Genomic DNA, 13,268 nt, shown 5'->3' with positions numbered 1-13,268 from the left:
TTTGCATTCCGGAAATGACCCGAAAAGTGGTAAACTTTCCTCCGGAATGGGTGGCAGGTTTCACCCGGAATCAGTGGCAACTTTGTTCCGGAATGGGTGGCAGGTTTGGACCGGAATCTGCACCCACCTGTCTGTTCCGATAAGATTACTGTCTAAAAACTCTTCTACACACTTTACTGTTTCTTTGCAAGGATCTCTAATTTCCTTTAATTTATATACTGTTTCATTTAAAATTAATTTTTCCTGTTGCCAGATTAATTTGAAATGTTATACTTCTCACCTTATCATAGCTTATTTGTTCCCGGTTTTTATTTCCAAATATAACATTAGAAAGAAATCGGGAAAATAATTTAATCAATTTTTTAAATGCCACAACTTTTGAACGTTACCCATAATTTGGCGCTAACTCGTAACTAAAATTAAAAAGGAGAATGTTATGCAGATATCTTTTCTTAAAAACAGGGTCTTTTTATTATCGATGATAGTTCTTTTCGCTTTTGTCTCGGGTTGTATCCCAATGATGGCGCAACCGCCGAAACCCGGCGAGATAATGCCGCCGAAGCCGAGACTGGACAATAAGGGGGCTTATTTATGTCCTTACACGCAGGATGGAGTCTTGGCGGAATGGGTTGATAAAGCGATCAATGCTAAGATTGGCGCAACAATCGGCAAACATGCCGGTGCCTTCGCGGGACAGCAGCTATTAGAAAATATCCCTTTTGTCGGAGGTCTTATAGGACAGCATGCCGGAGAGGCTATCGGTCGCAAGATTGCTATTGAAGCTTCAGGAGGCTGGGAGTACATACAGGAGACGAGCGATATGTCTTTCGATACAGTCGAGGATTTATCGATTTACCTGTACGCGGCATACTCTTCAAACGAACATTTCAAGGATGCACTCGAAGCTACCATGGAGATATATCCGGAGATGAAAACAAAATATTATCCGGCGATTACACATGCTCCTAAAAAAGAGGCTCAGTAGAAACTAATTCGTAATAGCTTTGCATTGAAAAAAGTAATTGTAAAAGGCGTAAAGGGTCAATACACGGGGATTGAACGGGCAAATTGATAGACCGGGAGCGCATCGGCAAGCCCCGAGCCTTGTAGACGGGACAAGGGGCGCAATATGAAACGAACATATTGTTCGCAACAGCTCACTATCTCCGATTCCTTACCGGGAAGCCCAACCCTGTGGGCGGGGAGCTTCACTGTTGACGCCTGAAATTTTCGGATTCGGACAATTGTTTTGGAATAATTTTTCAGTAATAGAGCAAGCGGAGGAATCATGACTGTTGCAACATTAAGAATGATGAAAATGTGCATTTTGCTTTGTTTGTGTCTCTTATATGTGAGTGGTTGTGCTACGGTTCCAAAAGACGCAGCCGGTTTTCAGGCACACCATGTGGACCCCGGCCAGAAGAGCGAGGTCTACGGTGTGGGTATTGATTCTCAGGACATCATAAGTATAACTGATGGAATGATACGTGATATGCTTTCTAATCCTTTCTGGTCTGATTCCGAAACTCTCCCTAAAGTTATAATAGACTCTAAATATTTCAAAAATGAAAGTTCGACAAGAATCAACAAGAAAATGATTACTGATCGATTGAGGGTAGAGCTGAATAAGGCTGCCCGTGGAAAGATGATTTTCATCGGACGGGAATATCTTAACATGATTTTGAAAGAGGCGGAGTTGAAGCAGTTGGGGCTTATGGGGCAGGATAAAACGATGGATGAAATCAGGATTTATGAAGCTGATTATCGTCTGGGGGGTCGTATTTCAACACGTGATGCAATTAATCCAAAGACGGGCGCGTTTTCCCGTTACCATCAGGTCCTTTTCGATATGATTGACCTGAAAACCGGTGCAATCGTATGGAGTAATGGATATAATTTCAAAAAAACCGCTCAGGAAGACATAATCTACCGATAATTCCGGCGGTTCAAAAGGCTATAGGAAGTATCATGAAAAGGTTTTTTTATGTTTGCATTATTCTATGTGCAGTGTTTGCAATTGTAATGGGTTGCGCAGGCAGGCAGAAATTTGAGAAGGCTAAAATACCCGAAAACCGCATGAGAGCATATCTTGCGGATAAACCCGAAGAGCTGAAACCGGAATTTCGTGCAATACTGGAAGACGGACAAAGGAATTACGTTTTGAACAATATGCAGGTCGGTGTTTCAGCGTTGAAACTGGGACATACTGAAATTGCCGAAAAATGCTTTGACGAGGCGTTGAAACATATTGAAGCGGTATTTGCGGATAATGAAAAGGCGGGAAAGGCCCGCAGTTTATGGTATGAGGAAGGCATGAAGGATTTCAAGGGCGAGCCGTATGAGAGAGCCATGTCCTATTATTACAGGGGCCTTCTTTACATGCTGGAGGAGGACTACGAAAATGCCCGGGCATGCTTTAAGGCCGGCATTATTCAGGATGCCTTTGCCGAGGAAAATCAAAATCAATGTGATTTTGCCCTGTTGTTATTCCTTGAAGCCTTCTGTTCCCTGAAGCTCAACGATCAGGAATTGGCTAAAGCGGCTTTGGAGGAAATGAAAAAACTGCGACCGGATCTTGCGCATCCTGATGCTAAATCAAATGTGCTGATCCTTGTCGAAACAGGAACGTCACCACGAAAACTTGCCGACGGGCTGGGTCATGCGCAATTAAAATTTTTCAGAGGGCGAAACATTGTGGAAAAACAGGTTGTATTATATGTAGGGGATTCAAAAATAATGTCCTACCCGATAGAAGATGTAGCCTGGCAGGCAATGACCCGTGGTGGCAGGCCTGTCGATAAGATAATCAAGGGTCAGGTTGAATTTCGTAAAACGCACGAAAAGATAGGATCAACACTCACCGATATTTCATCGAATTTGCTGTTGGCTAATCCGGTTATGTCCAATTCTGATACTATGGGAGCAATAGGCGCTGCTTTGGGAATTTTTGGCGTTGCAGAAATGGTCATGGCGTCTCGAGCACGTACCCACGCCGATACACGCTACTGGAATAACCTTCCAGATACGGTACACATATCACACATGGGTCTCGACAAGGGCGCATACAAATTAAGAATTCATTATCTAAATGAGAATGGCGCCGTGGTATCGGAAGATCAGCATAAAACAACCCTTGTCATTGACGACAAAGAAGACTTGATTCTTATCTGGAAGCGACCAGATGGAAGTTTTGTTATAAAATGAGAATTTTATACAATCAAGCCCCCGTTGTTCAACCACCTCATAGTGTAATAATGCTAAGAGGTCGTTGACTGAAAGGGTGTCAGCCCATCACCTATAAAAACACTTCATAACTTTCAGACTCATAACCTACAGATTTATAACCAATCATCTTTTGAATATGGAATGAAAGGAAACGGCTTCCATAATTTTCGACATATTTACGAAGCTCATGTCTCGCTTTTCGAAACTTCTTACTCTGGAGATTTCTTACCAAATGCTCAATATCTTGAGTTCGGCCTTCACAGATAATCTGTGGCCCTTCCCCTATAAGAACCTCCCACTCACCGGCCACGGTAATACTCAGTTCTTCCATGGTCGGATAGAATTCTTCGCTGACAAAGCGTTCATAATCCGCTTTTTTGTTCCTCACGATATCCCACGTTTGAGTGAATTTGACAGTATCTTTTTTAACATCTCTTGAATATGAATCTTTCCTTCCAGTTGGGACAAGGACCTTGGTTTTATAGTTCTTTACATAATTGAGCAAGTTCTCATTCAGCTTTTTATATTTTGGGTCCTTCAAAGCCTTTTCAATCAAATCTAAGTCACCACTTACGCCCTCAAATATAATTTCACTATAGGCACCAACCAGAACTGACCACCCGGCTACAGTATGAATTCCCAATTTATTTATTCCCGGAATAAAGTCTTTCACAATAAATTTTCGATATTCTTGACTACTTTCGGGAATAATGGTCCAATACTGATTAAATTTTACATACATTACTTACTCCTCCTTTACTTGACTTAGAAGATCACTATTTTAACGTTCAAATTACACCTAAAAGAAACACAAATGCAATAAGTTTTTCTTTATGCACAGGTTATTAATTCTCCGCTAAGGAAATTAGGTCAATGTAATCGAATTGTCAATGGTAAAAATGCATTGTGTCAATAGCATTTCAAAATGTCCGGTTTTCATAGCAAGTGAAATGTCCGGTTTGACAATTGTTTAACGGAAAAATATTTATATTATTTAATAACTACTTGTAATTTTACGGAATCGGTGTGATAATAAAAATTATTAGTTGTTATGCTTCTACAGTTAAAAGTGAGGGTCTCGGAAAAGCAAGTCTGCGGATAGAGGAAATTCAAAAATGGAGAATGTCATCACACAGATCGTGGAGGTCGAAAAGCAGTGTGCTGAGAAGGTTGAAAAGGCCGAGCGGGAGTACAGTAAGAAGATCGAGGTGTACAAGAACACCATTGAAGAAAAAAAGTCAAGAGAATTCGCCCTCATTATCACCGAAGGTGATAAAAGACTGGCGCAGGTGCTTGAGCAGGCGAAAAAGCAAACAGAGGCCCAATTGTTAGCTTCAACCGGGGATAATGAAAAACTTTATCAGGATCAGGTACTCAATGAGGAAATAAAGGAAAAGATCGTCTCCATCCTTCTTGCGATCTGAGGGACCATGAGATACTACGCAGATAAAGACAATCTCCATGCCAGGATATATGCCATGAGAGGCCGTCTCCTATCGCTCAAGGATTATGACTCAATTGTCAGGGATCAAGGGGCTTTTTTCGACAGACTTTCCGGCGCACACGATTATGTCGAGGCCAAAGAGATGGTTTTCAAGGAGCAGGTCGCCATGGTCGTCCATCTTGCCGAGGCAACCAGGAAATATAGCTCACTTTTCATTGCCTTCCTTCGCCAGTACGAGGTGAGCAACGCGAAGCTCCTTCTGGCAAAGGCCTTCGGCAGACAGAGCCTGGACCAGTGGTACGATATCAGACCATACGCCATCCTTGACAGAAGCCTGCTCCAGCAAGAACTTTCGCTGGATGACATAAGGACAATCATGGCCGGCACATACCTGGAAGACGTGTGCGAGGATATCTCAAGCTATGAATGCCTTGAAAACCAGGTGGACATCAGCGCCGCCAGGAATCTGTATACATCTTCAGCCCCATTCCTTCCCGAATCTCGAAAGGTCTTCCGGGACTTTATGCTCAGAAGGATCGCCGTCATTACGATGATCTGGCACTGGAGACTCAAGCAGAGCTACCACTGGAGCGACGAAAGGATAAGGATCTACCTTGAGACGTTCCATAACCTCAACCTCTTCGGTGGGCATGCATGGCCACAGGTAAGGATAGTAGAGGAGGCGTTGAACAGGCGTCTTGAACAACTGAGAAAAAGTGGCTCACAGGCGCCATCCGCAGAGGATATAGAGTACCATCTCGAACAGTATTTTTATGATTGGGTTTCATCCATGTTTCACAAGGATTTTCATTCCATACACTGCGTGGTTGCTTACCTTTGGCTGCTCTACTATCAAGTGAGGAACCTGTTCCGCATCATCGAGGGTATGAGGTTTGGTTTGTCCCCCGGAGAGATACTCAAAAGGATCATAAGTGAAGTGTGATGGTTAAGTTGTTTGTAAAATCGGATATCAGGAAAGTTAGCATAGCCCTTGAGAAGGTATTCTACCATGAGGTCTACCTCGAGCTGGGAAAGACGGGGTTTATCCATCTCTCCCGTTCGCAAGACAGTGCAAGCGATATCATGATGGAGGGAGGGCTTAAGGATGAAGAGGCAAAGAGCAGGGAGATTCTGTCGGGGATCGAATATGTGATGAATACCCTGAATATCCAGCCTGGGGAGGATAGCATACATGACAAAATACGTGACACAAGTCAGGATGAAGCGTTCGTCTCCCGTATCAAAAGCACAATAGAGCGCACACAGAGACTTCGCTCAAGGATTCAGGAATCATTAGGATTTATAGCAGAGCGCATATCATATCTGGAAGCATTGAATCGGATGGGCATTGATCCCGGGGCAATCAAAACGGCTCGACTGGTAAAGATGGTCTTCGGGACAGTGGAAAACACCGACTGGGGAGTGCCGGTTAAAGAGAACTTCGTGTTAGCTAAGGCAGGTAGATACGTATTCGGTACTGCCCTTCCCAAAGATATTTCTACGATGCTCCAATTCCTCAAGGCATATGGTTATACAGACAAGTCGGATGATATACGTGAGGCTTCTATTGAACACCTCACACACCGTGAAGACATACTAAGACACAGGCTTGAGATACTTGATGGATATCTCAATAATCTGAGGGATGAAAAGGGACACGCTCTGATGAAGTTGTATGGCGTATACATGGGATACGAGGAGGTCCTCAAAGCCTTGAGAATGTCACTATTCTCATCCAGGTCTATGTTCATAACGGGCTGGATGGATATAACAGAGAAGCAGAGGCTTTTCAGCATCCTTCAAGGAATTTGCAGCGACAAATTCATCGCCATCGTATCTGAACAGAGGGATGCGGATGCACCTGTCCGCTTGAGAAACATCAGGCTCTTTAGACCATTCGAACTCCTCGTGAAAACAATGGGCATACCATCCAACAGTGAAATAGACCCCACCCCGCTTACAGCTATCACCTTTGTTCTCATGTTCGGCCTCATGTTCGGTGACCTCGGTCAGGGGCTCGTCCTCGCACTGGGCGGCATTATTCTTAAGCGAATCGCCAAAAAGAAGGGGAAACCCTTAGAAAGCCTCGGGCAGGCCGGAGGTATACTGATTCTGTGCGGCTTTTCTGCCGCCATCTGCGGCTTGCTCTATGGCAGCATTTTCTCGAGCGAGCATATCATACCCGCCCTCTGGTTCCATCCCATGGAGCACGTCATGAATCTGTTTTATGTAACCATACTGATGGGGGCTATATTCATCATGGCAGGTCTTTGCGTCAACATTATAAACAGCCTCATGAACTCGGATTATACCGGAGCCCTCCTTGGGAAGAGGAGTCTGGCTGTACTAATTCTCTATGCCGCAATCGTGCTTATTGCCGTGAGGTACACAAGAACCGGACAGGGTCCTGCGCCATGGGAAGTCGGTGGATTCATCGTCTTACCCCTTTTCCTCTTTTCCTTGCGGGGCGTGCTTGGGCCTGCCCTTTTCAAGGAGCACAAACCGCACAGCATATCCGAATACGTGATCGAGACGCTTATGGAAATACTGGAGATAGGGCTAAGCATGCTTGCAAATACCATCTCCTTCATCCGGGTGGGAGCTTTCGCGCTCTCGCATGCGGGATTGAGCATCGTGACATACACGCTGGCAGGCATAGCCGATCCCGCAATGAAATCTGTGGGTGCTATTGCCATAATCATAATAGGGAACATCTTCATTATCGGCTTCGAGGGGCTTATTTGCGGGATTCAATCGATGAGGCTCGAGTATTACGAGTTTTTCAGCAAGTTCTTCAAGGGGGACGGAGTTGCCTTCACCCCCTTCATACTAAAGGCAAAAACGTCGGAGGTGTAAGATGACCAAGGATAACCTGTCTATGGTTTTTTTAAGTAGCTCTATCTGCTTTGCGATTCTGTTGCTTTTCCCGGATGTGATGTTTGCGGCCGCAGCAGATATGGTCAACATAAATACGGGAAATGAGTGGAGGGGTTTAGCGTACATATCCGCGGCGTTAGCCGTTGGGCTCGCTTGCATTGCAAGTGCCTACGCCGTGGCCCGGATAGGTTCCGCAGGCATAGGTGCCGTGAGCGAGAAGCCGGAACTCACAGGAAGGGTTCTCATCTTTCTCGGCCTGGCCGAAGGTATCGCCATATACGGCCTCATCATCGCGATCATGATCCTGAACAAGCTGTAACATGAAGAAAATATACATCATCGGGGACATGCATACTGTAAGCGCTTTCCGCCTTTCAGGGGTGGAAGGGGTAATCTCCGGAAGAGACAATGCACCGGCAAGGCTGGAAGAGATCGTAAAAAAAGGGGATGCAGGTGTAGTGGTTATAACGAACGAGCTTGCCGAGGATATTCAGGAGAGGATAACGGAGATAAACTTGGGCAGCTTAAGCCCGGTGGTCATCGAGATACCCGGTATCGATGACATGAAGGGTTTCCGCCGGTCGGTCGTGGGCTATATAGCCGAGGCACTCGGCATCACCCTGTGATCAGAGGGATGGTTTGCGATGGATAAAACGCCATTGGAAAGCTCTATCAGGGAAGAATCCGAACGCGCGATACGCGCCATCAAGGAGGTGGAGTTTTCAGAAATCAGGAAGCTGGATGAGGATTATGCCGCGGAGATGGAAAACTTCAGCAAAAAATCCGCCGCTGAAATAGATGCAAAGATCAAGCAGGAACTGTCCAGGCTGGAGAACAGGGGCATCCTTGATCGCAAGAAGCTCAAGCTCCGCATCATCGAGAAATTCATTAACCATATCGTGGACGAGGCAGTGAAGGGGATGAGGAATGATCAGCGATACAAAAAATTCCTCTCAGATACGGTATGCGACGCCGTAGGCCAGATACAGACCAGAGCAGAGATTCGCCTGAAGAAAGAGGACATTGTCTTTAAAAAGGAAATCATGGATTCCCTAAAGGCAGCCGGCAGGAACCGGGATATCGGCATAAAGGAAGACAGCACGATAACGTGGGGCGGATGTATCGTCCATGACGAACAGGGAGGCCGCATATTCAACAATACAATCGAGAGAGTTTATTTTAGAAAATCCTTTGCTATCCGCCAGGAGATTGTGCGGATACTGAAGGAAAAGGGTGTTGCCTTTTAGGTGATAAAGGATTGGATATGAACGGCATGTTGACCGGAAAGGTGATAGCGGTAAATGGCCCAATCATCAGGGCGTTCGGCCTCAACGGGATACGGATGTTCGACATCGCCGAGGTGGGGCCTGACAGGCTCATAGGCGAGGTTATACGGCTCATTGAGGATGTGGCCGTCATACAGGTATACGAGGATAATACGGGACTGAAACCGGGCGATGAGGTGATCTCGCACTGCAGGCCGCTTTCTGTCCTTCTGGGGCCGGGACTTATTGCAAGTATATACGACGGTATACAGCGCCCCCTGGTGGGCATTTTCGAGGTGTGTGGGAGTTACATAAGGAAGGGGATAAAACTGCCCCCGCTTGATGTGACCAGGAAGTGGAAATTCAACCCGCTGGTAAAGGCCGGGGGCGAGGTGAAGGAAGGGGATATCCTTGGAGAGATCAAGGAGAGCCCGCTCGTCATGCACAGGGTGCTCATACCCCCCCGGGTCTCCGGCATATTGACCACCATCGCTGATACCGGAGAATACACAATCGAAGACGAAATATACACTGTCGATACCGGCACCGACACGTACCAAGGGAAGCTTGCCGAGTATTGGCCGGTAAGGAAGGCGAGGCCAAGCAGGAGCAAGAAGAAACCCTTTATACCCCTTGTGACGGGTCAGAGGATAATAGACACGTTCTTTCCGATAGCACGGGGCGGTACGGCCGCCATCCCCGGGGGGTTCGGCACGGGCAAGACCATGATCCAGCACGCCCTGGCTAAGTGGTGCAATGCGGACATTATCGTGTACATAGGCTGCGGTGAGCGCGGCAACGAAATGACAGATGTCCTTACGGATTTCCCGAAGCTCATAGATGAGAGGAACGGCCGGCCTCTTATCGAACGAACGGTCATGATCGCGAACACATCGAACATGCCGGTTCCCGCCAGAGAGGTGAGCATCTATACGGGGGTGACCATCGCGGAGTACTACCGCGACATGGGATACAGCGTGGCGGTGATGGCTGACTCCACATCGAGATGGGCCGAGGCCCTCAGGGAGCTGTCCAGCAGGCTTGGGGACATGCCTGCTGAGGAGGGTTTTCCGCCCTACCTGGCTACCAGGCTTGCCGAGTTCTACGAGAGGGCAGGCCTTGTTGAAACGCTGTCGGGCAGCGACGGCGACATCACCATCATCGGTGCGGTATCCCCTCCGGGCGGCGACTTCTCAGAACCCGTTACCCAGCACACAACACGGTTCGTGAGGTGCTTCTGGGCACTGGACAAGGTTTTAGCCGACGCCAGGCATTATCCTTCCATAAGCTGGACAGACAGTTACACAGAATACCTCCATGATATAGAGGGCTGGTGGAAGAATCTGGACAGTCAATGGCTCTCGGTGAGAAATGAGGCCATGAACATCCTGCTTGAGGATCACAGGCTTCAGCAGGTGGTAAAGCTCGTCGGACCCGACGCTCTGCCGTCGTCGCAGCAGTTTATCCTTTTTATAGCCGAGATGATCAAGAACGCATTTCTCCAGCAAAACTCATTCGATCCAATTGACAAGTACTGTGATCCCGAAAAGCAGCTCAAGCTCCTGAAGACTATTCTGGATCTTTATAAAAAGGGGACGGAACTTGTGCAAGCCGGCATTTCTGTCAAGGATATCGCGGCGCTGGACGTGGTCTCGGAAATGGTAAGGCTCAAATCCGAAGTTCCCAACAACGAAACCGAAAGGATTGAGGAGTATGGGAAGAGGCTTGCTCTCGGAATCGATTCGCTTAAAGAGTCAATAATAGGAGAATGAACATGCCAGCCGATATTGACTACACTAACCTTTCCGGTATCTCCGGCCCACTGATCTTTGTTGAGGGAGTCAAGGGCGTTGGCTACGGCGAGATCGTGGAGATCCGGGATGACTCAGGCGAAATACGCATAGGGCAGACCCTTGAGGTGGACGAACAGCGGGCCGTGGTTCAGGTCTTTGAGGGCACGAGCGGACTTTCCGTGAAGGGGATGAGGATTACCTTCGTGGGTAAGTCGCTTGAGATCCCGGTTGATCGCGATATGCTCGGAAGGGTCTTCGATGGTCTGGGAAGGCCCATCGATGGAGCTCCCCAGGTAATCACAGACAAAATGATGAACGTGAATGGCCTGCCGGTCAACCCCTGGAGCAGAGAATATCCGAGGGACTTTATACAGACCGGGATATCCGCCATAGACGGGATGAATACCCTTATCCGTGGCCAGAAGCTTCCGATATTCTCGGGCAGCGGAATGCCGCACAACCTGATTGCCGCCCAAATAGCCCGACAGGCCAGGATCCTGACCGCGGAGGAAGAATTTACTGTCATATTTGCCGCCATGGGCGTGAAATTCGACGTGGCCAAGTTTTTCATTACTTCCCTCGAGGAGTCGGGTGTTCTCACGCACTCCGCCATATTTTTAAGCCTTGCCGACGCCCCTTCGATCGAGCGTCTCATCACCCCGAGGGTGGCGCTGACCCTGGCCGAGCACCTCGCGTTCGATGAGGGCATGCATGTACTCGTGATACTGACCGACATGACGAACTACTGTGAGTCCCTCAGGGAGCTTTCGAGCTCGAGGGGCGAGATTCCCTCCCGGAAGGGCTATCCTGGTTACCTCTACAGCGACCTCGCATCCATATACGAGCGTGCCGGCAGACTGAAGGATCACAAGGGTTCAATTACCCAGGTACCCATACTTACCATGCCGAGCGACGATATTTCCCACCCCGTCCCGGACCTGACCGGCTACATCACCGAGGGGCAGATAGTACTGGAGAGAGAGCTCTTTAACAAGGGGATATACCCGCCCATTGCGGGCCTGCCCTCGCTCTCGAGGCTGATGAAGGACGGCATTGGAGAAGGCCGGACACGCCACGACCATGCCCAGGTTGCGGCCCAGCTATTCGCCTCATATGCGAAGGTTAAACGCATGCGGGCGCTTGCAGCCATCGTGGGAGAGGAGGAGCTCTCAGAACTCGATAAGATCTATCTGAAGTTCGGGGCCGCGTTCGAGGAGCAGTTCCTGCGCCAGGGCGATGAGGAAAATAGGTCGATCGAGCAGACACTGGACATCGGCTGGCAGATGCTCTCCTTGCTTCCGAGTGATGAGCTGTACCGCATACGCAGGGAAGACATACAGAGGTACTACATATCAGAGGGTAAATGAGGGCGTAGAATGCCAAAAATAGAGCTTCCCCCCACAAAATCATCGCTTAGAAAGCTCAAGGAAGACCTTGCGTTCGCATACGAAGGCTACGACCTCCTAAACCAGAAGAGAGAGCTCCTGGCCATTGAGATCGTCAGGCGTATTGGCGAGATTAGGAGATTGGAATCCGAGTTTTCGGATGTTTTAGATGAGCTCTACGCGGCTTACCGGATAGCGGCCGTCGACATGGGATCCGAGGCCATAACCTTAAAAAGCAGCTCCGAGAGGAGGGGCTATTTCTTCCACATGGCATTTACTAAATTCATGGGGTTGAAGCTTCCGAAGATCAGACTTACATTCAAGAAATCCTTGCTCACTATCACTTTAACAGGAACGACAGCCACCTATGACACAGCGAAGGAGCGCTTGAGAAAGACGCTTCAAGTACTCGCCGAATATGCGGTTATCACCAAGGCGATCATCATGCTCTCAAGGGAGCTGAAAAAGGTACAGCGACGGGTGAACGCCCTTGAGAAGATATTCATCCCCCAGCATGAAGAGGCGAAGAAGTACATCTCAGATAGAATCGAGGAGATGGAGAGAGAAGAAATTTTTGTGAAGAAACTCATACGACAACGCGCATCAAAGGAAGAGTGACCCTCCCCGCCCACAGGGCGGGGCTTGCGGGTACGCTCCCGGTCAATCCTTATGAATGTCCTTCCTTTACAGAAGTAATTTACTCGATTTTCCAAGTGGTTGCAGTAGGGGTATCTTTAAGAATTACTCCCTTCTCAGCAAGAGTCTTCCTGATTTTATCCGAACTTTCCCAATCTTTTGCCGCCCTGGCTACCCTTCTTTCTTCAACCCAGCGTTCAATATCTTCCACATTCAACCCACGTTTTTCAGATTCTCTGTTTCTGTCCTTCTGGAAGTATTCGTCAGGATCTTCAAGAAACAATCCCAACACCCTGCCCACTTCTTTGATATACCATTGAGCGACATCCAGCACAAAGAGCTTCTCGACAGTCATGGTATTTTCTTTTTCAGCCAGATAACTGTTGATCACCCTAACCGTATCAAACATGTAGCCAATGGCCATAGCGGTATTAAAATCATCCTCCATCGCCTCGGTAAACCTGCCGGGAAGAGCTTCAATATATTCGAACACATCCTTGTCTTTTCCGGAAAGGTTTTTCCCTGAAACCTTCGAATAATCTACACCCCTCGCAAGGACATCTCCGATATTTTTCAGGGTTGTATAGAACCTCTCCATTCCCGTTTTCGCCTCAGCAAGTGAGTCACTGGAAAAGTCCACGGG

14 protein-coding genes are annotated in these 13,268 nt (G+C 47.8%); 12 read left to right on the top strand and 2 right to left on the bottom strand.

All coding sequences use genetic code 11. The features are described 5' to 3' along the window. The first annotated feature begins 436 nt into the window (after positions 1 to 436). The 3 genes from Q7J27_14095 to Q7J27_14085 all read left to right on the top strand — a co-directional run bounded on the left by Q7J27_14095 (position 437) and on the right by Q7J27_14085 (position 3,204). Entirely contained in the window at positions 437 to 985 is a 549-nt protein-coding gene (locus Q7J27_14095) for a hypothetical protein (GenBank protein ID MDO9530271.1), read from the top strand. A 366-nt stretch (positions 986 to 1,351) separates the two neighbouring features. Beyond that, on the top strand, positions 1,352 to 1,936 hold the full coding sequence (locus Q7J27_14090; GenBank protein ID MDO9530270.1) for a hypothetical protein: 585 nt from the start codon (positions 1,352 to 1,354) through the stop codon (positions 1,934 to 1,936). Between the two features lie 32 nt (positions 1,937 to 1,968). Continuing rightward, positions 1,969 to 3,204 (top strand): hypothetical protein, encoded by a 1,236-nt coding sequence (locus Q7J27_14085; protein ID MDO9530269.1) that lies wholly within the window; start codon positions 1,969 to 1,971, stop codon positions 3,202 to 3,204. Between the two features lie 91 nt (positions 3,205 to 3,295). Here the strand turns inward: Q7J27_14085 and Q7J27_14080 are convergent, their stop codons facing one another. Further along, complete coding sequence (locus Q7J27_14080) at positions 3,296 to 3,967, bottom strand: hypothetical protein (protein MDO9530268.1); 672 nt, start codon at positions 3,965 to 3,967, stop codon at positions 3,296 to 3,298. Positions 3,968 to 4,340: 373 nt separating this feature from the next. Here Q7J27_14080 and Q7J27_14075 point away from each other — a divergent pair, with 373 nt between their 5' ends. From Q7J27_14075 to Q7J27_14035, 9 genes are read left to right on the top strand one after another with little or no spacing between them, the layout of a single operon-like run. Then, positions 4,341 to 4,649, top strand: a complete 309-nt coding sequence (locus Q7J27_14075; protein MDO9530267.1) for a hypothetical protein — start codon at positions 4,341 to 4,343, stop codon at positions 4,647 to 4,649. Positions 4,650 to 4,655: 6 nt separating this feature from the next. Further along, complete coding sequence (locus tag Q7J27_14070; GenBank protein ID MDO9530266.1) at positions 4,656 to 5,612, top strand: V-type ATPase subunit; 957 nt, start codon at positions 4,656 to 4,658, stop codon at positions 5,610 to 5,612. Further along, entirely contained in the window at positions 5,612 to 7,525 is a 1,914-nt protein-coding gene (locus Q7J27_14065) for a V-type ATPase 116kDa subunit family protein (protein MDO9530265.1), read from the top strand. Before Q7J27_14070 ends, Q7J27_14065 begins: the two co-directional genes overlap by 1 nt. 1 nt (position 7,526) lies before the next feature. Beyond that, a complete protein-coding gene (locus Q7J27_14060; GenBank protein MDO9530264.1) occupies positions 7,527 to 7,865 on the top strand; it encodes an ATP synthase subunit C in 339 nt (112 codons plus the stop codon). A 1-nt stretch (position 7,866) separates the two neighbouring features. Continuing rightward, positions 7,867 to 8,172 (top strand): V-type ATP synthase subunit F, encoded by a 306-nt coding sequence (locus Q7J27_14055; GenBank protein MDO9530263.1) that lies wholly within the window; start codon positions 7,867 to 7,869, stop codon positions 8,170 to 8,172. Positions 8,173 to 8,190: 18 nt separating this feature from the next. After that, entirely contained in the window at positions 8,191 to 8,793 is a 603-nt protein-coding gene (locus tag Q7J27_14050) for a V-type ATP synthase subunit E family protein (GenBank protein ID MDO9530262.1), read from the top strand. 17 nt (positions 8,794 to 8,810) lie between these two features. Beyond that, on the top strand, positions 8,811 to 10,583 hold the full coding sequence (locus Q7J27_14045) for a V-type ATP synthase subunit A (GenBank protein ID MDO9530261.1): 1,773 nt from the start codon (positions 8,811 to 8,813) through the stop codon (positions 10,581 to 10,583). Positions 10,584 to 10,585: 2 nt separating this feature from the next. Further along, on the top strand, positions 10,586 to 11,971 hold the full coding sequence (locus tag Q7J27_14040; protein ID MDO9530260.1) for a V-type ATP synthase subunit B: 1,386 nt from the start codon (positions 10,586 to 10,588) through the stop codon (positions 11,969 to 11,971). Positions 11,972 to 11,980: 9 nt separating this feature from the next. Continuing rightward, the gene (locus Q7J27_14035) at positions 11,981 to 12,607 is read left to right on the top strand and encodes a V-type ATP synthase subunit D (protein ID MDO9530259.1); all 627 of its coding nucleotides are present in this window, start codon (positions 11,981 to 11,983) and stop codon (positions 12,605 to 12,607) included. A 79-nt stretch (positions 12,608 to 12,686) separates the two neighbouring features. On the opposite strand, the gene cysS is transcribed toward Q7J27_14035, so the two are convergent. Then, on the bottom strand, positions 12,687 to 13,268 hold a 582-nt coding region (cysS, locus tag Q7J27_14030; protein MDO9530258.1), incomplete at its 5' end, for a cysteine--tRNA ligase.

The organism is Syntrophales bacterium (assembly GCA_030655775.1).
Classification (GTDB): domain Bacteria; phylum Desulfobacterota; class Syntrophia; order Syntrophales; family JADFWA01; genus JAUSPI01.
This window is presented reverse-complemented; position numbering and strand designations above follow the sequence as displayed.